We start from the raw sequence: 19,982 nt of genomic DNA on the forward strand, positions 1-19,982 counted from the left end.
CCTTCGCGAGCAAGCTCACTCCTACAGTTGAACGCGGTCCCTGTGAGAGTGAGCTTGCTCACGAAGCTTTCTGATGTCTACAACGCAAACGGCAACGGGATATGGGTTTCCTGCCGCTGTTCCAGGCGTTTGCGGAACTCGTCCGGATCATGGATCAGCACGTCCTGGCCGGCGAAGGTTTCGGCGGCAATGAGGCGTGACAGCCAGAAGCGCACGCAACCCACACGCAGCATCGTCGACCACAGCTCGGCTTCGGCGGCTGTAAACGGCCTCAGCGCGGCATACGCACCCAGAAACGCCCGGGCGCGCGGCGCATCGATGGTGCCGTTCTCAAACGAGCACCAGTCATTCACCGCAATCGCCACGTCGTACAGCATCGGCCCGGAACAGGCGTTGTAGAAATCGATCACGCCCGTCAGGTGGGTGCCTTCGAACAGCGTGTTGTCGCGGAACAGGTCGGCGTGCAGATTGGCCCGCGGCAGCGCCATGATGGCCGCCTTGCGACGCTGAATTTCCTCGACGGCTTTGGTCAGCAGCGCGCCCTGCGCCTCGTCCAGGTGAGAGATGAAATTACCGCCCTCCTCCAGCATCCAGTCCAGACCACGGTCGGTTTTACGCTCGATAGTCGCGCTGCGTGTGGCCATGTGCATGTGCGCCATGAACTCGCCAATTTGCACGCAGTGCTGGGTGTTGGGTTCGGCCGGGTGCTTGCCGGACAGACGCGGTTGCAGCAGCGCCGGTTTGCCTTTCAGCTCGCGCAGGGCCTGGCCGTCGGTGGTGCGCAGTGCGTAGGGCACGGGCAGGTTGGCATCGTGGAGGACGTCCAGCAGCTCGATGAAAAACGGCATTTCCTGAACCGGGCCGCGCTCGACCAGGGTCAGCACGAATTCGCCCTGCTCCAGGCTGATGAAGAAATTGGTGTTTTCACTTCCAGCGGCAATGCCCTGAAAATCACGCAGGGCGCCAAGCCCGTACGGGGCGAGAAAAGCTTCCAGCTCGGGCCGAGCCAGGGGAGTAAAAACGGACATAGAAGACTGCCAGCAAGAGAGTGAATGTAGGGCGTTACCAGCTGAATAGTACCCATTGGGGTATCAGCATGTCCGGTTGATCCGAACGTATGAATTGACCACTTGTGCCGTCGGCGCGCACCAGATAATAAGGCTTGCCGTGTTTAGGCGTGATCTTCACGGCGTACACGAATCCGTTCGCACGATACTCCGTGATGAAGCCGTCGCTGTCCTGACGGATGGTCACATCAGGCTCTGCCGATGGCGCTTCGTCATCCGCCGCGACCGCCAGCCACGAACAGGCCAGCAACCCGCCGAGCAGTAACAGGCGATTCAGCGCGCGCATGATAACCTTGTGCCTTTGTCGTCAACGGTCCGCGCATTCTAGCGCCGACCCCGCCGAAAAGGTTGATCTTGCACATGAGTCTTGCGCCCCTCGTCCTGGTGGACGGTTCTTCTTATCTTTACCGCGCGTTCCATGCGCTGCCGCCGCTCATGACCTCCAAAGGCCTGCCCACCGGTGCGGTCAAGGGCGTGCTGAACATGCTCAAAAGCCTGCGCAGGCAATATCCTGAAAGCCCGTTTGCCGTGGTGTTCGACGCCAAGGGCGGGACATTCCGCGACGCGCTCTACGGCGAATACAAAGCCAACCGCCCCAGCATGCCGGACGACATGCGCGTGCAGATCGACTTCCTGCACAACTGCGTGCGAGGCCTCGGCTACCCGCTGCTGTGCGTCGAAGGTGTGGAGGCCGATGACGTGATCGGCACATTGGCGCGCAGTAGCGCGGCCGCCGATCGTCCGGTGGTGATCTCCACCGGTGACAAGGACATGGCGCAGCTGGTCGATGGCCACATCACGCTGGTCAACACCATGACCGGCAGCGTGCTGGACGTCGCCGGAGTGAAAGAAAAGTTCGGCGTCGGCCCGGAACACATCATCGATTACCTGGCGCTGATGGGCGACAAGGTCGACAACATCCCCGGCGTGCCCGGTGTCGGTGAGAAAACCGCAGCAGGCCTGCTGGTGGGCATCAACGGCGGCCTGAAAGAGCTTTACGCGAACCTCGACAAAGTGGCAGCGCTGCCGCTTCGCGGCGCCAAATCCCTGCCGGCCAAGCTCGAGGAACACAAGGAGATGGCCTTCCTGTCCTACGAGCTGGCGACCATCAAGATCGACGTGCCGCTGGACATCGAGCTCGACGCTCTGCACTGCGGCGAGCCTGATCGTGAAGCGCTGATGGCGCTGTATACCGAGCTGGAATTCAAAAGCTGGATCACTGATCTGCAGCGTGATGCCCGCCAGGAAGGCGCGGAAGTCGTCCCCGCTGCCGAGCCGGCGCCGATCATCGAAGCCACGTACGAGCTCATTCTTGAGCAAACCCAATTCGACGACTGGCTGAAGAAGCTCAACGCCGCGCAGTTGTTTGCCTTCGTGGTGCAGAGCAACGGCACCGACGCCCAGCGCGCGCAGATCGTCGGTCTGTCGTTTGCGATCAAGACCCACGAAGCCTGCTACATCCCACTGACCCATTCCTATATGGGGGTGCAGCAGCAACTGGATCGCGACGCGGTGCTGAAAGCGGTCAAGCCCATCCTGGAGGACGCGAGCAAAATCAAGGTCGGCCAGCACGCCAAGTTTGCGATCAACCTGCTGGCAAACTGCGCCATTGACGGCGACCAGAGCCAGGGCATCAACGTGCAGGGCGTCAAGTTCGACACGATGCTCGAATCCTACGTGCTCGACTCCACCGCGACGCGCCACGACCGTGACAGCCTGGTCGCCAAGTACCTGGATCACACGCCGGTCAATTTCCAGGACATCGCGGGCAAGGGTGCGAAACAGCTGAGTTTCGATCAGATCGCGCTGGAGCAGGCCGGCACCTATGCGGCTGAAGAGGCTGACCTGACGCTGCGCCTGCACGAGGTGCTGCAGGACAGGCTGGCCAAGACGCCGAGTCTGGCGCCGGTGCTGAACGACATCGAAATGCCGCTCATGCCCGTGTTGGCGCGCATCGAGCGTCAAGGCGCGCTGGTCGATGCCAATCTGCTGGGCAATCAGAGCGTCGAGCTGGGCAACAAAATGACCGAGCTTGAGCGCGAAGCGTTCGCCATCGCCGGTGAGGAATTCAATCTCGGCTCGCCCAAGCAGCTCGGGGTGATTCTCTATGAAAAGCTCGGCATGCCGATCATCAGCAAGACCGCCACCGGCCAGCCGTCCACCGCTGAAGCGGTGCTCGCTGAACTGGCCGAGCAGGAATATCCGCTGCCGAAAGTGCTGATGCAGTACCGCTCGATGAGCAAACTGAAGAGCACGTACACCGATCGCCTGCCTGAGCAGATCAACCCGCGCACCGGGCGAATTCACACCTCCTACCATCAGGCGGTGGCGGTGACCGGACGTTTGTCCTCCAGCGACCCGAACCTGCAGAACATCCCCATCCGGACCGCCGAGGGTCGTCGCATTCGTCAGGCGTTTGTCGCCCCCCAAGGCTACAAACTGCTGGCGGCGGACTACTCGCAGATCGAGCTGCGGATCATGGCGCATCTGGCCAAGGACGAAGGCTTGCTGCACGCCTTCCGCAACGATCTGGACGTACACCGCGCGACGGCGGGCGAGGTGTTCGGTGTCGAACTGCCGGACGTGACCAACGACATGCGCCGCAGCGCCAAAGCGATTAACTTCGGTCTGATCTACGGCATGAGCGCGTTCGGGCTGGCCAAGCAGATTGGTGTTGATCGCAAGCAATCCCAGGCGTACGTGGATCGCTACTTCGCGCGCTATCCCGGCGTGCTGGATTACATGGAGCGCACCCGTGCGCAGGCGGCGGAACAAGGGTATGTCGAGACCATCTTCGGTCGCCGCCTGTACCTGCCGGACATCAACGCGAAGAATCAGGCGCTGCGCAAAGGTGCCGAACGCATGGCGATCAACGCGCCGATGCAAGGCACGGCGGCGGACATCATCAAGCGGGCGATGGTCGCGGTGAACGGCTGGCTGGAAGACTCAGGTCTGGATGCTCGCGTCATCCTGCAGGTTCACGATGAACTGGTGCTGGAGGTGCATGAGGATCTGGTCGAGCAGATCAGCAAGGACATCCGCGTGCACATGAGCGGCGCCGCCGAGCTGGACGTTCCGCTGTTGGTTGAAGTGGGTGTGGGGAACAACTGGGACGAGGCGCATTGATACTGGTTTGCCGTTCCGATTCTGCAGGGAGTCGGAACCGCGCCATCATTAAATTTCCGCCGGTTTTGAACTTCGGCGGACAAAACCCGGTCTGAGTTTGCGAATGGCTGACGTAGCCATTCATGCTCCTATGTTGTGTTAAGTGTTGGCAGATATCCGGACCCCTTCCGAGAGGTCTGGACTTGGACCCCGAACTTCCCCTCCCCACATGAAGTCCGGGGTTTTTTTTGCCTGCGATTCAGGCCGCCGGTGCCTTGTCTTCCAGTTCCATCCAGTCCGCCAGCACGGTGTAAGCCTCTTCCAGGCCCATGCGCTTGGGTGCCGAGAACAGCTGGATGGTGATTGCGTCACCCCAACCGCGATGGATTTCCGACTGGACTTTGAGCAGCGTGTTTTTCGCCGCGCCGAAGGTCAGCTTGTCGGCTTTGGTCAGCAGAATATGCATCGGCATACCACTGGCGATGGCCCAGTCGAGCATCAAAAGGTCGAAGTCGGTCATCGGGTGGCGGATGTCCATCATCAGGATCAGCCCCTTCAGACTTTCACGGCCGCCCAGATAGGCTTCGAGGTGGCGCTGCCAGTGCAGCTTCAGCGGAATCGGCACTTTCGCGTAACCATAGCCAGGCAAGTCGACCAGACGGCGGTCGTCGTCCAGGCTGAAGAAGTTCAGCAGCTGGGTGCGGCCAGGGGTTTTCGACGTGCGCGCCAGGCTGGCGTGAGTCAGGGTGTTCAGCGCGCTGGATTTACCGGCGTTGGAGCGGCCGGCGAACGCGACTTCAAAGCCTTCGTCATCCGGGCATTGGTCGACTTTGGCAGCGCTGAGCATGAACTTGGCTTGTTGGCACAGGCCGAGAATAGGGTTCTTGAGTTGCATGGGATATCCGGTGAGGGCGTTGCGACGTGCGCGGCAACGGGGTGTCTTTTTCCGTTCAATGGGCGCGAGTATATAATGCCGCGGATTTTCATGTGTGCCTTGTCCTGCCCCCGCAAGGGTGTTGTCGACGCAAGAGCCCGCCCGGCATCTGCACTGAAACGTCCAAAAACAGGCCGCTTCTTCTCAAGCCAGCCCATCATGAGGGCCGTACTTTCAGCCGCATCGGATCAACCCATGAACGCATTTCTGTCGAGCCTGCTGTTGACCCTGAGCCTGAATGGCGTCGTGCAGGCCGCTGAATCGCCCGTGGGCGATCCGCTCGCCGGCCAAGGGAAAACAGCAGTCTGCGGCGCCTGCCATGGGCCCGACGGTAACAGTCTGGTGCCCATCTTCCCGAAGCTCGCCGGCCAGGGCGAACGCTATCTGCTCAAGCAGCTGCACGACATCAAGGACGGCAAGCGGGTTGTGCTGGAAATGACTGGACAGCTTAATCCGCTCACGGATCAGGACCTGGCCGACATCGCCGCTTACTACGCCGGCCAGAAAGGCAGTGTCGGCACTGCCGATCCCGATCTCGCCGCCCGAGGTGAAGCGCTGTTTCGCGGCGGCAAGCTCGATGAGGGCATGCCGGCCTGCATCGGCTGCCATTCTCCACACGGCGCGGGCATTGCAACGGCAGGCTTTCCGCACGTGAGCGGGCAGCACGCCGATTACATCAAGAAACAGCTCACGGCGTTCCGCGCAGGTGACCGCACTAACGACGGCTACACGCTGGTCATGCGCACCATCGCCGCGAAGCTGAGCGATAAGGATATCGACGCGCTCGCGGCTTACATTCAAGGGCTGCATTGAGCGTCAGGGCAGCGATCCTGACGGACACGGCTGGTAAAACAAATTGCTCACAGACCTGCCCGGACGGGCCAAAAAGGGTAGCGAACGGCTGCCCTTTTTTGTGGCTGCAGGCGTTACACTTGCGAACTCATATCACCTCGGCCGGTCGAACTGCGGCCACCGAAGTGACCTTCCATGCCCAGGAGTTAAGCATGCGTAATCTGATTCTCAGCGCCGCTCTGATTTTCACCAGCCTGTTCGGTCTGACCGCTCAAGCAGCAGAGCCCATCGAAGCCGGCAAGCAATACGTCGAGCTGAAAAGCGCTGTTCCTGTTTCCGAGCCGGGCAAGATCGAAGTCGTCGAAATGTTCTGGTACGGCTGCCCGCACTGCTACGCCTTCGAGCCGGTCATCAACCCATGGGTCGAAAAACTTCCCGCCGACGTCCACTTCATCCGCGTTCCCGCCATGTTCGGCGGCCCTTGGGACGCTCACGGCCAGCTATTCATTACCCTCGACACCATGGGTGTGGAGAAGAAAGTCCACACCGCCGTGTTCGACGCGATTCAGAAAGGCGGCAAGCGTCTGACCGACCCGAACGACATGGCCGAGTTCGTCGCCACCCAGGGCGTCGATAAGACCAAGTTCCTTGAAACCTTCAACTCGTTCGCTGTGAAGGGCAAGATCGCTCAATACAAGGAACTGGCCAAGAAGTACGAGATCACTGGCGTTCCTACCATGATCGTCAACGGCAAGTACCGCTTTGATCTCGGCACTGCCGGTGGTCCTGAGCAAGCGCTGCAAGTGGCCGATCAGCTGATCGCCAAAGAGCGCGCGACGCTGACCGCCAAGTAAGCGCTGACCATGGCGCGCTGGGGAACTACTGAACGGGTCGTTGCCCGGCACAAGCCGAAGGTCAACGAGCATCATCTTCACGAAACAGGGTTGCCGGCCGACGGTCGGCTTCGCCTGCTCAGCTTCAATATCCAGGTGGGTAATAGCACCGAACGCTACCGGCACTACCTGACCCGGGGTTGGCAGCATCTGCTGCCCCACAATGGCAGAGCCGGGAATCTGCAGAAGATCGGCGATCTGCTGCGCGACTATGATCTGGTCGCGTTACAGGAAGCTGATGGCGGCAGCCTGCGCTCGGGCTACATCAATCAGGTCGAACACCTCGCCCAGCTCGGTTCTTTTCCGTACTGGCACCAGCAACTCAATCGAAACCTCGGACGCCTCGCCCAGCACAGCAATGGCGTCCTCAGCCGTTTGCGTCCGTGGGACATCGAAGACCATCCGCTGCCAGGTCCCGCCGGGCGTGGCGCCATTCTCGTTCGCTTCGGCGAAGGTCCGGACGCGCTGGTCGTAGTAGTCATGCACCTGGCACTGGGCGCGCGGACCCGTACACGGCAGCTCGCGTACATTCGCGAGCTGATTGGCGGGTATCGCCATCAGGTGCTGATGGGCGACATGAACACCCACGCCAATGACCTGCTGCAAACCTCGCCACTGCGCGATCTCGGCCTGCTCGCCCCGCAGATCGAAGCGACTTTTCCGAGCTGGCGTCCCCAGCGATGCCTGGACCACATCCTTCTGAGCCCGACCCTGACCCTTGAAAAAGTGCAGGTACTGGCGCAGCCCATTTCCGATCATCTGCCCGTCGCGGTGGAGATTCGCTTGCCGGCCTCATTAATCGGTGACTCGCTGCCGATAACAAGCACATCTCCTCGCGGACCTGTGGAATGACCGACGAAGCGCAGCGCTGGAAAGAAAAGTACCTCAAGAGCATCGAGCAGCAAGACAAACTGGAGCGGCGCTGGAACGCGCGGCTCGACTTGCTGCGTCGAGGCCTCGTGCGCAGCAGCCTGGCGGCCGAAGGTGCCGACAAGGCGGTTGATGCGTGCATGAAGGAAATGCGCGAAATCGTTCGCAAGGACGACATGGACGCAGGCCTGGCAGCCTTGATTCCGCGCCTGGAAAAAGCGGTGCTGGACTCCGAACAGCGTCGCGAGCAGCGCGTCGAGCAGATGGGCACGGCGTTGACCTCGTTGGTCACGCAGTTGCAGGCGTTGCCGCTGCCGAAGGACGTCAGCAAGCCGCTCAAGCGATTTGCCAAGAGCCTGGAAGATCGCATTACCCAAGCCCGTGAGCTGCCGTTGTTATTGAGCGAGTTGAGTGGACTTCAGGGGCAGGCCCTGTCGCAGATCGAACACCCGGATGAAGCGTCCCGCCCGGGTTTCCTGCAGCGATTGTTTGGCAGTCACCGTGAGGCTGGCGGCGAAGGTGATGAGTCGGCCCCGTTGCCCCATTCCGTTACCGAGCCGGCCGGGCTGCAGGCTTCCGATGATGCGCCTCAGCATCCGGCCGCCGTGCCGGAAGGTGCCCCAGAGAACACTGAGCTGGAGGCTGAACTTCGCAGCACGGTCCCGCCGGTCCCCCAGCCTGTCGCCGAAGAGCCCGAGCGCTCCATTCCGACGCCCCCCTTGGAAGTTGCAGTCCAGCCGGTAATGCCCGAGCCCGAGCCGGCCCGGCCAGACCAAGAGCCCGAGCCGGCCCGGCCAGACCAAGAGCCCGAGATGCCGCTCCACACCGCTGATGTCCCACAGGCCTCCGCCGCCGAGTCTTCCGACGACGAAGCATCCGAGCCTGCGGCTGAAGCGCCCTCTCCCGATCCCGAAGAGACTGCTGAAGCCGTCGTTATTGCCGACGGCATCGAAACCGTCCCTGAAGACGAAGAGCCTGACGAGACCGCCGCCGAAGACGACAGCCCCTACGCGCTGCCCTCCTCGCCCGAGCCGAGTTACAGCTCGGTCGCCGCCCATATCGAAGAAACACTGCTGGGCCTGCTCGACGAACTGACGCTGCCTGAACACCATCGGCCGCAAGCCGAAGCCATGCGCGCCCGGCTTGAACATGGGCTGAACTGGTACGAACTGCTGCCGATCCTCGACGATCTCGCCGTGCTGATGCTCGCCATCACCGACAGCGGCCAGCACGAATTCGAGGCTTATCTCAAGCAGCTCAACGAGCGCCTTGAGTCGTTTCAGAGCGGCTTGCTTGCTGCCAGCGAAGACCACGCCGATCAGCACTCGGCGTCACGTCAACTGGACCATCAATTGCGTGAACACGTCGACGATCTGCAAACCAGTGTGCAGCAGGCGGCCGATCTGGACAGCCTGAAGCACGTGTTGGAAAGCCGTCTCGAAGGGCTGATTGGCACCATGGATCATCATCAGCAGCAACGCGATCAGCGCGAACAGGAAGTCGCCACCCGCCTGCAAGCCCTCTCCAGCCGCGTGGCAACGATGGAGCAGGAAGCGCTGGGCTTCCGGGTTCATCTGGAGGAACAACGGCAGAAGGCGCTGATCGACACACTGACAGGCCTGCCGAACCGCGCCGCGTGGAACGAGCGGCTGGAGCATGAGATCGATCAGTTGCAGAGGAAGCGTTCAAGCCTGCTGCTCGGCATTCTCGACCTGGATCACTTCAAGCGCATCAATGACGGTTACGGCCATCTGGCGGGCGACAAGGTCTTGAAGATCATCGCCGGTCAGCTGCGAAAGCGGTTACGGGCTTCGGATTTCATTGCGCGTTTCGGCGGAGAAGAGTTCGTGATCCTGCTGCCGACCACGCCGATGGATGAGGGGCTGGCGCTGTTGGAGCGTCTGCGGGAGGGCATCGAACAATGCCCGTTTCACTTCAAGGGCGAGCGGGTGACGGTCACGGTGTCCATGGGCATCACGCTGTTCGCTCCGGGTGAGCGCAGTGATGTGGTGCTCAAACGTGCGGATCAGGCGCTGTACCGCGCCAAGCACGAAGGACGTAACCGTATCGAGCAGGGTTGAACGCTTCGTCTGGTTGGCTGCGTAGGCTTGATGCATTTTTGAATGCGCCGCCGACGTTACGTTACACTGTTGCATTATTTGCCTACACGTCGTGCCGCCATGAAGTCTATTTCCGCCCTGTTTCTGTTGTTGCTGCTGACCGCTTGCAGCAGCGGTCCGAAGATCGACACCAGCCACCCTTCCGTCAATTTCGACAGCCGCGTGCAGTTCGTGGTGGTTCATTACACCTCTGCTTCCCTCGACCGGTCGCTGGCCTTGCTGACCCACGGTGAGGTCAGCGCGCACTACCTGATCGGCGACGGTCCGGCCACCACCTACAAGCTGGTCGACGAATCCCAGCGCGCATGGCACGCCGGTGAAAGCGAATGGGACGGGCGCACCTGGCTCAACTCAAGCAGCATCGGCATCGAGATCGTCAATCCGGGCTATCGCGACACGCCTACGGGTCGGCTTTGGTATCCGTACAGCGAAGCGCAGATTCAGGCGCTGATCGTTCTGCTCAAAGACATCGTTAAACGCAACCACATCGAACCCCGTCACGTCATTGGTCACAGCGACATCGCGCCGTTGCGCAAGCTCGATCCGGGACCGTTGTTCCCGTGGAAGCGGCTGGCCCAGGAAGGCCTGGGCATCTGGCCGGATGAACAACAGGTCGCACAGCGTCAAACCCAGTTGATGGGCGTCGTACCAAATATCGTGTGGTTCCAGCAGCAACTGGCGCTGCTGGGTTACCCGACGCCGCAGACCGGTGAGCTGGACATCGCAACACGTCACACACTGGCTGCGTTTCAGATGCACTATCGACCACAAAAATTTGACGGTGAGCCGGATCTGCAAAGTGCAGCTATGCTGCAAGTACTTAACTTCAGGCACTAAATTCCGCTAATTGCCGGTTTTTTTCGGACTATTTCTGCGCTTGTTGCTATACCTCAGTGGTTATGGAAATCCCACCATCTGGATGACTGCCGATGTTCACGGCGACGCCGCGACTGCGCTCTTTACTTTATCGTCCCTGGCTTCTGGCATTAGTGGCCGCGCTGTTAAGCGCGGCCGTCTTGCTGGCGGGCAGCTTCGGGCTGGCGATGCATCAGGCCCGGCAGGACGAACGTGCCCAAATGAATGCACAGGGCGAGCGCTTTCTGGTGCGATTGGAGCAATTATTCGGTCAGTTGAGGGCCGGGCTCGATCAACTTGAAGCGCAGCCGTTGCGCGGTTGCAGCCCCGCAATGATCGAGCAGTTACGTCAGGTGAACTCGCGCTACCGTTTTATCTACGAAGTGGCGTACGTCAGTGAAAGTCAGTTCTGTTCAAGCTGGACGCGGCAGAGCCTGATTGGCAAGCCCAGGCCGCCGGACATTCGCGGCCCCACTTATGATTACTGGCTGAATACCTCCACCCAGCCTGACGACAACCTGGCTTCACTGATGCTCGGGCGCGGGGAGTTTCGTGTTTCCACCTCCCGCGGCCATTTGACTGACGTCGTTGACCTGCCGGTGGGCGGCAGTCTGGTGGTGGTGCTAGATCGTGGCTCCAAGGCAGTCCCGGTCCTTGGCCCGCCTCAGACATGGCCGCCCACGCCGGACTGGTCGCCGACCTCCACCGAAACGCTGATGTCCACCCAAGACAAACTCGTCTACCGGATGCCGACCCAGAGCCCGGAATATCAACTGGTCCTGATTACCCCGCGCAGTGCCTTGCAACAGAAGATCACCGGTGCGTGGTGGCTGTTGGTCCCGGCCAGCCTGTTGATTTCGTTGTTCATCGGCATTCTCGTCCTGCAACTGGTGCGTCAACGGCAGTCATTGGGCGGTGAGCTGCACGGGGCATTGCGCCGCGGAGAGCTGAAGGTTTTGTATCAGCCGATTTTCGACCTCAACACGCGGCTGTGCGTGGGCGCCGAGGCCTTGGTGCGCTGGCGGCGACCGGACGGCACGTTGACCAGTCCTGACCTCTTTATTCCGCTGGCGGAAAACACCGGGCAGATCCGTCAGATCACCGATTTCGTGCTCCAGCAATTGCTGGAGCAGCTCGGCCAGCTTTTACGCGCCAATCCGCACCTGTACGTGTCAGTCAATCTGGCAGCGTGCGACGTCATGGCCCCGCGCATCGGCCGGGTAACCGCGAAGCTGCTGGCATTGCATCGAGTGGCGCCTCGGCAGATTGCGTTTGAAGTGACCGAACGCGGTCTCGTGGACGTGGTAGTCGCGCGCAATCATCTTCAGGCGCTGCGCGATCGGGGCCATCAGGTGTTGATTGATGACTTTGGCACCGGCTATTGCAGCCTCGCCTATCTGCAGACGCTGCCGGTGGACTGTTTGAAAATCGACAAGGCGTTTATTGACGCCCTCGGCCACGATGCCGCCAGCAGTGGCGTGGCGCCGCATATCATTCGGATGGCCCATGCGCTGCAACTGCGGGTGATCGCCGAGGGCATCGAGTTCGAGTCACAGGCGATGCTGCTGAAAAGCGAAGGGGTGATGTATGGCCAGGGCTGGCTGTTCGCCCGGCCCCTGAGCGCGACCAAGTTCACTGAACTGGTGACCGGCGGCAGACGCAGCGCCGGGCGGCGTGCGGATGATGTGGCGTAGCCCAGCAATGCCGGTCTAGAGCGGCAGCGCCATGTAGAACTGCGTACCCTGCCCAGGTCGGGAATACACGCCCATTCGCCCGCCGTGCAACTGAACGATTTCCTTGCACAGGGCCAGCCCCAGGCCTGCCCCACCTTTCTTGCGTCCAACCTGAACGAAAGGCTCGAAGATTCGGGCTTGCTGGCCGTAGGCAATGCCCTCGCCGTTGTCTTCCACGCTGATGATCAACCGCTCGCCATGACGCCGCGCCTGCAAGCGGATCAGGCCGGATTTCGGGGTATGGCGCAGGGCGTTATCAAGCAGGTTGTCGAGCACGCGGTCCAGCTGCGCCTTGTCCGCCTGCACCCGTGGCAGCGGCTCCTGGGTTTCCAGCAGCACCATGACGTCCTGATCGTGGGCGGTATCGGCGAAGCGCTGACGCGCCGCTTCGAGTAATTCGTTGATGTCACAGGGTTCGAGCGTCAGCTTCTGCAGGCCGTTCTGGTAGCGCGAGAAGTTGAGCAGGTCGTTGATCAACTGCATCAGGCGCTGCATTTCTTCATTGACGGTGTCGAGCAGGTCCTTCTCTCGCGAATCCGGCGGGAAATGCACGCGCTCCTGAAGCAGGCCGAAAGCCATGTGCATGCCGGTGACAGGCGTGCGCAACTCGTGGGAAGCGCGCAGCACGAACTCGCTGCGTACCCGTTCGAATGCGCGCTGCTCGGTGACGTCGTGCAGCACCATCACGGCGCCGACGATGTGCCCTTTGGTGTGGCTGACCGGCGTAAGGCTGTAGGTCAGCAGGCGGACTTCACCGTCGATCTCGATGGAAAGGTCATCGGGTGCCCGTTCCAGCGTGCCGCCGCGCAGCACCAGATACAGCTGCTCGTCCAGTTCCGGGCGTTGCAACGCTTCGCCGAGCCCTTGGCCCAAGCGACTTTCTTCCCAGCCCAACTGCCGTTGCGCGACCGGGTTCAGGTGCTCAAGCCGCCCTTGTCGATCAATCATCAGCAAACCGTCGTCAATGCTGTCCAGCACCGCCTGCAAGCGCTGTTGGCCGGCGAGCAATTCATCGACATTGGTTTTCTGATGCTGGCGCAATGCGTCGGCCATCATCCCGAAACGGTGAGTCAGCAGATTCATTTCATCCGACGAGGATGTGGGCAGCGTAACGTCGAAATCCCCTTGGGCAATCCGGTCCGCCGCCTTGGCCAGCTGCTCGATGGGGCCGCCGAAACGCCGGGCGATGCCGTGGGCGGTGACGAAGCCGATAACCAGCACCGCCAGCCCCACCAGTCCCAGCAGCGCGGAAACCCAGAGCGCTCGCGATCTCGACGCGGTTTCGGCCTGGCTGATGTTCTCAAGCGCCTGACGATGGGCGTCGAGCAAGCCGTTACGCAACGTGTTGAACGCCTCTGTCACGGCCTCATCGTCGCGGATCGCGTCACCATGTTCGCTGGATTGCTCAATGGTTTTGACGAAGCGGGCGTAGTTCACCCGTGCCGCTTCGAATCCGCTGGGAACGCCGGTCTGCTGATCATGATCAATGCCCTGATCGAGCAGGTTCTGGAACTCCTCCTGATTGCGCTTGATCGCCGCTTGATCGGGGTTGTCCTGGAGCATCAAGACCAATTGGTCGCCCAGGTTCTGTCGCAGCTTCAGGCCGATATCAAGGGTGATGAAGTTGTGCCGAATTGATGATTCCTGAGATTTGGCCATCTGCATGACGCTGACGAGCCCCAGCACCAGGCCCAGCAGGGCAACGGTGATAAGGGCGGAAATACTCAGGAAGAGTCGGGTGCGCAACTTCATCGCAAACATCATCGGCGCCCTGTCACAGGTTGTACTGCTTGCGTTTTCGATACAGCGTCGAGGCGTCGATGCCCAGCGTGCGCGCGGCCTGATCCAGCGTATCGCTGGTGGCCAGTACTGCGCCGATGTGGGCTTTCTCCAGCTCATCCAGGCTCAACGCTGCGCCGACACGCGGGGCATTGTTGACCGGTTGTTCGGCCATGCCCAGATGCGTGATTTCGACTTTTTCCTGTGGGCAGATAATGCTCGCCCGCTCGATCACGTTACGCAGCTCTCGGATGTTGCCGGGCCAGCGGTAGTTGAGCAGCGCACTGCGCGCCTGTTCGCTGAAGCCACGCGCCGGGCGGCTGTATTCCTTGACGAAGCGCGCCAGAAAGCGGTCCGCCAGCGTCAGGATGTCTTCGCTTCGTTCGCGCAGCGGCGGCAGGTTCAGGGTGATCACGTTCAGGCGATACAACAGGTCCTCGCGGAAACGCCCTTCGCGGACCATGTCTTCGAGGTTCAGGTTGGTCGCCGCCAGGATGCGCACGTCGGCACGACGGGTGACCGGGTCACCGACGCGTTCGTATTCCTTGTCCTGAATAAAGCGCAGCAGTTTCGGTTGCAACGTGAGCGGGAAGTCGCCGATTTCATCAAGGAACAATGTACCGCCGTCTGCCTGATTCACCCGACCGAGGGTGCTTTCGCTGGCGCCGGTGAAGGCGCCACGGCTATGGCCGAACAGTTCGCTTTCCATCAATTCGGCGGTGAGCGATGGACAGTTGATGGTCACGCAGGCCTTCTTGGCGCGCTTGCTCCAGCCGTGAATCGCCCGCGCCAACTCACCTTTACCCGTACCGGATTCGCCGAGGATAAGGATGTTCGCGTCAGTGTTGGCGACCTGGCGGGCGGTTTCGAGGATCGCCATCATCGACGGGCTGTGTGAATCAAGGCCGTCCTTCGGTTTGCGTACTTCGCCTTCCAGCGCTTCAAGTCGCGCGGACAACTGGCGGACTTCAAGCTGCTTGGCAGTGGCGAGGCGCAGTTGATCCGGGCTGCAGGGTTTGACCAGGTAATCGGCGGCGCCGGCCTGTATCGCATCTACGGCGGTGTCGACCGCTGAGTGCGCAGTCACTATCACCACGCGCATCCAGGGCGCCTGCACGCGCATTTGCGCCAAAACGTCCAGCCCGTTGTCCTCGCCCAGACGCAGGTCGAGGAAGCACACATCGAATACCTGACGCTGCAGCAGCGATTCCGCCTGCGCCGCGCTGTTGGCGGTGGCTACGCTGTAGCCCTCGTCTTCCAGGCAATAACGGAAGGTGCGAAGGATGGCGGATTCATCATCCACGAGCAGAATACGGCCCTGATTCTCAGCGGCTGCTTCCATTTTTCCTACGCTCCTCAGTGAATAGTCTGTGTTAGTCCCGGAAAGATCGGGCAAGTTGCATGGTTCATTCTGATTGATTCTTTACGCTGCATGGTAGCGATCTTCTGAAAAAAGCCGTTATGCGCTGATCCATGGCAGGGCACGTGGGATTACCGTTGCCCCGAATCTCCATGTGGGCAAAATCAGGCCGCGCCGAACATCTGGGCGAAAGACCAGTCTGTCCAGAGGTACCTTTTGCAATTGTCTGGAGATTCCCATGCCCCCGTTGAAGAAGATCGCCCTGGCCATCACCACCGCCAGCCTGCTCGGACTGACGCCCGTCATTGCCCATGCCGCAGCCGCCGATCTGCCGACCCAACTGGCCGAAGCGCGCCAGGAGGGCTCGATCTGGACCGCCTTTGCCCTGAACCGGCATTTGAGTCCCTTCAAGATCAGCGTGGATGTGGAACAAGGCACGGCAATCCTCAAAGGCAAGGTCGAAAACCAGGTCGACAAGGATCTTGCGGCGCAGATAGCGGGCGACATTCAGGGCATCAACAAGGTCGATAATCAGCTTGAGATCGATCCGCAGGTCGCGGCCGATCCGGGCACCAAAGCCACCATGGCCCAGCGTTTCGACGACGCAACGCTGACAGCAACCATCAAATCCAAGCTGCTGTGGAACAGCGTGACCGAGGCATTGAATATCGATGTCAGCGCTGCTCAGGGTGTCGTCACCCTAAAGGGACAGGCGAAAGACGCAGATGCCAAGCAGCTGGCCGGAAGCCTGGCCACCAATACGGACGGCGTGACGGAGGTGAACAACCTCATCAGCGTCAGTGCGCGAGATACCCAGGCCATCAAAGAGCAGAGCGAACTCCAGGCCAATGCCGTTCGCGAGGAATTCAGCGATGCATGGATCACCAGCAAGGTGAAATCCAGCCTTATATATAGCCGCACCCTCGATGGCTTGAACATCAAGGTTGAGACCAAAAACGGAGTAGTCACGCTGGACGGTGTGGTGGCCAATTACGCCGAGAAGGAACTCGCGGTCGAAATCGCGCGCAATATTCGCGGGGTTAAAGGCGTCGATGCCGACACCCTGCGCGTCACGGCGCGCAGCGCAGGCTAGAGCGTTACGCGGCGGTCGAATGACAGTTCTGAGATTAGAAATTACATCCTGAATGAATTCGGCCGCCAACGTGGTGTCAGGCGGTTCGTGCATTCCGCACGATGGCAAATGTTCAATCGTGCAGCTTGCGCGTAAGACGCTTCCGGGTGGTAGTTATAAGTTATTGATTTATAAAGGTTTATTGGCCTTCAGAAAGCTGGCACACAGCGTGCAATACCCTTGGTAACAAAGGCCCGAACAGACGGCCGACAAGATTGCCAGGAGTCCGCTGAATGAACGCTCAACATCTCGCCAACAAACTGCGTATCTCACCGCTGCATTTGCAGCAGGTTTTGTTTGCCAGTCTGGCGCTGATGATCACGCTCATTGGTGTGCAGCAGTTCAATCACTGGAATCAGAAGCAGGAAGTGACTCAGGTCCACTACTCCCATGCCCACACCGTACCGTTTGCCAAGGCAAGTGCGCTGAAAGCCTCGGATGTCGCCCTGAGCATGCAAGTTGATGACGCGGCCGCTACTCCTGATGAAGCGCCACGTCAGCAAAGCTGGGTTTTCTGAACTTCCGGGTCGAAGACGCGATCTACCCCGAGGGTCATTCCGACGCCTCGACGTAGCAAAAAAATCAATAAACAGTAAGGAGATTCACCATGTTGAGTTGGGCAATCACATTTCTGATCATCGCTATCGTTGCAGCCGTCCTTGGTTTTGGTGGTATCGCAGGTACTGCTACCGGCATTGCCAAGATCCTGTTCGTGGTCTTCCTGGTCATGTTCGTGGTGTCGTTCTTCTTTGGCCGTCGCGGCCGAGGCTGAATATGGGCTTCAAGCATTTCCATGCACTGACATTGGCGCTCCTTGGGAGCGCCAGCGTTACAGCTATGGCGGCCAACGATGGTCAGTCTCGGGCGAACGAGCTTTTGAGCTCCAATCCCGAGTACCGCGAGACGTGGTCGAGCGTCGTGAAGAAGGAAGAGCGACTGCCTGACTGGGTGATCAATCTCTCGGGTGCCGCGGAGCAAATGAACGCCGTGACCGAAGACGGTGACAAGTATCTGGTAGGGCCGCTCTGCGAAACCCAGGACACTTGCCGCAACAAGCGTCTCATCGTCGCTTTCAGTCTCGACAAATCCCATGCTTACGCCATGTTGGTCGAAGTGCCGGCGGGACTTCCCGCAGACAAATCGCCGACGCGTCATGCGGATTACCGGTTTTTGGGCAAACCGGACGAAGGCATGCAAGGCCTTCTGAAAGAGCAGCTCAAGAAAGACCCGAACTGGTACTGATTTGAATGAGGGGAGACCTGTCCCTGACAGACCTTCCTGATAGGCGCGCAGCCCGAAGACGGTGCGCGTATGACCAAGGGGCCGGGGCGTTACGATCAACGGAGTGATTGAAGCGTCCTAGGTGTACAAGGAGTACTCCCACACGTGGGCCGGGTCAGGCAAGCCGCAACGCAAGTCCATCGTCCGATACGGTTTTAGCCTTTATCCGACAGTGGACTTGTGAGGCGCAAATATCCTCTATTTTCTTCAAGGTCTCCGGTCTTCAAGAGTCCTACAGAGCTGCTTCTACGTTTCCTACGACCGTATATCGCCAAAAATCCCCCGCTTAAATGGCTTGTCGGCCACCTTTGACCAATCTGTCATATTGCCACCACGCCTCGCGTAAATCGGCTACAGGCGACGTTTTAGCCACTTCTCAGCATTCTCCAGTCAACTACGTTCGCCCTCTTTTGGCGCACTGCAACGTAAATGATTGATTTTCATCATGCCGATTCGGCATGGGGTAGTCATTTACGGCATTAGACGATGACAGTCACCGTGGGAATAGTTGCGCCTTTTTCGCCTGCTCAGAGCTCGGATGCTCGCCTGCGGCCACTTACGAGACAGTCCTGACGGCGACCGCGGCGTCGCGCTTGCTGGCAAGCGCAATGATGAACGTGTGGTTGGGGGATGTCCCGGCAATGACAACAAGGTAATGACATGAAGAAGGCAAAACTGAGCCTCGCCTGGCAGATCCTCATCGGCCTGGTCCTGGGTATCGCCATCGGCGCCGTCCTGAACCACTTCAACACCGAGAAGGCCTGGTGGATCAGCAACATCCTGCAGCCGGCGGGCGACATCTTTATCCGCCTGATCAAAATGATCGTTATCCCGATTGTGATCTCCTCTCTGGTCGTAGGCATTGCGGGCGTTGGGGACGCCAAGAAGCTTGGCCGCATCGGCCTGAAGACCATTCTCTATTTTGAAGCCGTCACCACGATCGCCATCGTTGTGGGTCTGCTGCTGGCCAATGTCTTTCATCCCGGCACCGGCATCGACATGAGCACGCTGGGCACGGTGGATATCTCGCAGTACGAGAAGACCACCTCCGAAGTGCAGCATGACCATGCCTTCGTCGCGACGATCCTCAATCTCATCCCGTCGAACATCTTCGCGGCGGTCGCCCGTGGCGACATGCTGCCGATCATCTTCTTCTCGGTGTTCTTCGGGCTGGGCCTGTCGAGCCTGAATGCGGAAGTGCGTGATCCACTGGTTAAGGTCTTCCAGGGCGTGTCGGAGACCATGTTCAAGGTCACCCACATGATCATGAATTACGCGCCGATTGGCGTGTTCGCGCTGATCGCCGTGACAGTCGCCAACTTTGGCTTTGCCTCGTTGCTGCCATTGGCCAAGCTGGTGATTCTGGTTTACGTCGCCATCGCCTTCTTTGCCTTTGTGGTGCTGGGCCTGATTGCGCGCCTGTTTGGCTTTTCGGTGCTCAAGCTGATGCGCATCTTCAAAGATGAATTGGTGCTCGCCTATTCCACCGCCAGCTCCGAGACCGTGCTGCCGCGCGTGATCGAGAAGATGGAAGCGTACGGGGCGCCCAAGGCCATCAGCAGCTTCGTGGTGCCGACCGGTTACTCGTTCAACCTCGACGGCTCGACGCTGTACCAAAGCATCGCGGCGCTGTTCATCGCGCAGCTGTATGGCATTGATCTGTCAATCGGCCAGCAGTTGATGTTGGTCCTGACCCTGATGGTGACGTCCAAGGGCATTGCCGGTGTACCGGGCGTATCGTTTGTCGTGCTGCTGGCAACCTTGGGCAGCGTGGGCATTCCGCTGGAAGGCTTGGCGTTCATTGCCGGCGTCGACCGCATCATGGACATGGCGCGCACCGCGCTGAACGTGATCGGCAACGCACTGGCGGTGTTGGTGATCTCGCGCTGGGAAGGCATGTACGACGACGCCAAGGGCGAGCGCTACTGGAACTCCCTGCCGCACTGGCGCGGCAAGGACCCTCTGCCGACGGGTCAATCGACGGTGGAGTAATCACTGTCTGGCGTAAATCAGCAAACCCTGGCCCCGGCCGGGGTTTGTTGTTTCTGCCCCCGCCGTTAT

Annotated in this window: 17 protein-coding genes and 1 pseudogene; 12 read left to right on the top strand and 6 right to left on the bottom strand. The window is 60.1% G+C overall.

The window, feature by feature from the left end; translation table 11 throughout:
• Positions 1–77 precede the first annotated feature (77 nt).
• A complete protein-coding gene (locus QMX88_RS01245) occupies positions 78–1,028 on the bottom strand; it encodes a homoserine kinase (RefSeq protein ID WP_192174440.1) in 951 nt (316 codons plus the stop codon).
• 34 nt (positions 1,029–1,062) lie between these two features.
• Positions 1,063–1,353, bottom strand: a complete 291-nt coding sequence (locus QMX88_RS01250) for a DUF2782 domain-containing protein (protein ID WP_282365483.1) — start codon at positions 1,351–1,353, stop codon at positions 1,063–1,065.
• Positions 1,354–1,427: 74 nt separating this feature from the next.
• Here QMX88_RS01250 and polA point away from each other — a divergent pair, with 74 nt between their 5' ends.
• Positions 1,428–4,193 carry a DNA polymerase I gene (gene polA, locus QMX88_RS01255; RefSeq protein WP_282365484.1) on the top strand — a complete coding sequence of 922 codons (2,766 nt, stop codon included), beginning with the start codon at positions 1,428–1,430 and terminating at the stop codon, positions 4,191–4,193.
• A 238-nt stretch (positions 4,194–4,431) separates the two neighbouring features.
• On the opposite strand, the gene yihA is transcribed toward polA, so the two are convergent.
• Positions 4,432–5,067 carry a ribosome biogenesis GTP-binding protein YihA/YsxC gene (gene yihA / locus QMX88_RS01260; protein ID WP_065987940.1) on the bottom strand — a complete coding sequence of 212 codons (636 nt, stop codon included), beginning with the start codon at positions 5,065–5,067 and terminating at the stop codon, positions 4,432–4,434.
• Between the two features lie 234 nt (positions 5,068–5,301).
• Between yihA and QMX88_RS01265 the strand changes: the two genes are divergently transcribed.
• The 6 genes from QMX88_RS01265 to QMX88_RS01290 all read left to right on the top strand — a co-directional run bounded on the left by QMX88_RS01265 (position 5,302) and on the right by QMX88_RS01290 (position 12,330).
• The gene (locus QMX88_RS01265; protein ID WP_192174443.1) at positions 5,302–5,919 is read left to right on the top strand and encodes a c-type cytochrome; all 618 of its coding nucleotides are present in this window, start codon (positions 5,302–5,304) and stop codon (positions 5,917–5,919) included.
• 191 nt (positions 5,920–6,110) lie between these two features.
• Positions 6,111–6,752: a thiol:disulfide interchange protein DsbA/DsbL gene (locus QMX88_RS01270; RefSeq protein WP_108121293.1), complete on the top strand. Its 642-nt coding sequence runs from the start codon at positions 6,111–6,113 to the stop codon at positions 6,750–6,752.
• 9 nt (positions 6,753–6,761) lie between these two features.
• Positions 6,762–7,643, top strand: coding sequence for an endonuclease/exonuclease/phosphatase family protein (locus QMX88_RS01275; RefSeq protein WP_192174445.1), 882 nt, complete (start codon positions 6,762–6,764; stop codon positions 7,641–7,643).
• On the top strand, positions 7,640–9,742 hold the full coding sequence (locus tag QMX88_RS01280; protein WP_282365485.1) for a GGDEF domain-containing protein: 2,103 nt from the start codon (positions 7,640–7,642) through the stop codon (positions 9,740–9,742). The genes QMX88_RS01275 and QMX88_RS01280 overlap by 4 nt, the downstream gene beginning before the upstream one ends.
• Before the next feature lie 99 nt (positions 9,743–9,841).
• Positions 9,842–10,618: an N-acetylmuramoyl-L-alanine amidase gene (locus tag QMX88_RS01285; protein WP_172610133.1), complete on the top strand. Its 777-nt coding sequence runs from the start codon at positions 9,842–9,844 to the stop codon at positions 10,616–10,618.
• Positions 10,619–10,710: 92 nt separating this feature from the next.
• Positions 10,711–12,330, top strand: a complete 1,620-nt coding sequence (locus tag QMX88_RS01290; RefSeq protein ID WP_282365486.1) for an EAL domain-containing protein — start codon at positions 10,711–10,713, stop codon at positions 12,328–12,330.
• Positions 12,331–12,345: 15 nt separating this feature from the next.
• Here QMX88_RS01290 and QMX88_RS29525 read toward each other — a convergent pair whose 3' ends face one another.
• The 3 genes and pseudogenes from QMX88_RS29525 to algB form a co-directional block, all read right to left on the bottom strand.
• Positions 12,346–12,711, bottom strand: a complete 366-nt coding sequence (locus QMX88_RS29525) for a sensor histidine kinase (protein ID WP_407073261.1) — start codon at positions 12,709–12,711, stop codon at positions 12,346–12,348.
• Positions 12,712–12,731: 20 nt separating this feature from the next.
• Positions 12,732–14,133, bottom strand: a pseudogene (locus tag QMX88_RS01295) (KinB sensor domain-containing domain); the annotation flags it as partial.
• Positions 14,134–14,143: 10 nt separating this feature from the next.
• Positions 14,144–15,490, bottom strand: a complete 1,347-nt coding sequence (gene algB / locus QMX88_RS01300; RefSeq protein ID WP_192174450.1) for a sigma-54-dependent response regulator transcription factor AlgB — start codon at positions 15,488–15,490, stop codon at positions 14,144–14,146.
• Between the two features lie 256 nt (positions 15,491–15,746).
• On the opposite strand from algB, the gene QMX88_RS01305 reads away from it, so the two are divergent.
• From QMX88_RS01305 to gltP, 5 genes are all read left to right on the top strand, one after another.
• Positions 15,747–16,601, top strand: coding sequence for a BON domain-containing protein (locus QMX88_RS01305; protein ID WP_282365487.1), 855 nt, complete (start codon positions 15,747–15,749; stop codon positions 16,599–16,601).
• Positions 16,602–16,873: 272 nt separating this feature from the next.
• On the top strand, positions 16,874–17,158 hold the full coding sequence (locus tag QMX88_RS01310) for a hypothetical protein (protein WP_192174452.1): 285 nt from the start codon (positions 16,874–16,876) through the stop codon (positions 17,156–17,158).
• An 89-nt stretch (positions 17,159–17,247) separates the two neighbouring features.
• Complete coding sequence (locus tag QMX88_RS01315) at positions 17,248–17,412, top strand: DUF1328 domain-containing protein (protein ID WP_002555679.1); 165 nt, start codon at positions 17,248–17,250, stop codon at positions 17,410–17,412.
• Between the two features lie 2 nt (positions 17,413–17,414).
• Positions 17,415–17,882 (top strand): inhibitor of vertebrate lysozyme family protein, encoded by a 468-nt coding sequence (locus QMX88_RS01320; RefSeq protein WP_192174453.1) that lies wholly within the window; start codon positions 17,415–17,417, stop codon positions 17,880–17,882.
• 699 nt (positions 17,883–18,581) lie between these two features.
• A complete protein-coding gene (gene gltP, locus QMX88_RS01325) occupies positions 18,582–19,913 on the top strand; it encodes a glutamate/aspartate:proton symporter GltP (RefSeq protein WP_282365488.1) in 1,332 nt (443 codons plus the stop codon).
• The last annotated feature ends 69 nt before the right edge of the window (positions 19,914–19,982 follow it).

Source organism: Pseudomonas sp. PS02290, from assembly GCF_029960075.1.
GTDB lineage: Bacteria > Pseudomonadota > Gammaproteobacteria > Pseudomonadales > Pseudomonadaceae > Aquipseudomonas.

Bases quoted from the DNA above. Each gene is read 5' to 3' on its own strand.
- QMX88_RS01245 (WP_192174440.1), bottom strand. From the start codon at position 1,028: ATGTCCGTTTTTACTCCCCTGGCTCGGCCCGAGCTGGAAGCTTTTCTC.
- QMX88_RS01250 (WP_282365483.1), bottom strand. From the start codon at position 1,353: ATGCGCGCGCTGAATCGCCTGTTACTGCTCGGCGGGTTGCTGGCCTGT.
- polA (WP_282365484.1), top strand. From the start codon at position 1,428: ATGAGTCTTGCGCCCCTCGTCCTGGTGGACGGTTCTTCTTATCTTTAC.
- yihA (WP_065987940.1), bottom strand. From the start codon at position 5,067: ATGCAACTCAAGAACCCTATTCTCGGCCTGTGCCAACAAGCCAAGTTC.
- QMX88_RS01265 (WP_192174443.1), top strand. From the start codon at position 5,302: ATGAACGCATTTCTGTCGAGCCTGCTGTTGACCCTGAGCCTGAATGGC.
- QMX88_RS01270 (WP_108121293.1), top strand. From the start codon at position 6,111: ATGCGTAATCTGATTCTCAGCGCCGCTCTGATTTTCACCAGCCTGTTC.
- QMX88_RS01275 (WP_192174445.1), top strand. From the start codon at position 6,762: ATGGCGCGCTGGGGAACTACTGAACGGGTCGTTGCCCGGCACAAGCCG.
- QMX88_RS01280 (WP_282365485.1), top strand. From the start codon at position 7,640: ATGACCGACGAAGCGCAGCGCTGGAAAGAAAAGTACCTCAAGAGCATC.
- QMX88_RS01285 (WP_172610133.1), top strand. From the start codon at position 9,842: ATGAAGTCTATTTCCGCCCTGTTTCTGTTGTTGCTGCTGACCGCTTGC.
- QMX88_RS01290 (WP_282365486.1), top strand. From the start codon at position 10,711: ATGTTCACGGCGACGCCGCGACTGCGCTCTTTACTTTATCGTCCCTGG.
- QMX88_RS29525 (WP_407073261.1), bottom strand. From the start codon at position 12,711: ATGGTGCTGCTGGAAACCCAGGAGCCGCTGCCACGGGTGCAGGCGGAC.
- algB (WP_192174450.1), bottom strand. From the start codon at position 15,490: ATGGAAGCAGCCGCTGAGAATCAGGGCCGTATTCTGCTCGTGGATGAT.
- QMX88_RS01305 (WP_282365487.1), top strand. From the start codon at position 15,747: ATGCCCCCGTTGAAGAAGATCGCCCTGGCCATCACCACCGCCAGCCTG.
- QMX88_RS01310 (WP_192174452.1), top strand. From the start codon at position 16,874: ATGAACGCTCAACATCTCGCCAACAAACTGCGTATCTCACCGCTGCAT.
- QMX88_RS01315 (WP_002555679.1), top strand. From the start codon at position 17,248: ATGTTGAGTTGGGCAATCACATTTCTGATCATCGCTATCGTTGCAGCC.
- QMX88_RS01320 (WP_192174453.1), top strand. From the start codon at position 17,415: ATGGGCTTCAAGCATTTCCATGCACTGACATTGGCGCTCCTTGGGAGC.
- gltP (WP_282365488.1), top strand. From the start codon at position 18,582: ATGAAGAAGGCAAAACTGAGCCTCGCCTGGCAGATCCTCATCGGCCTG.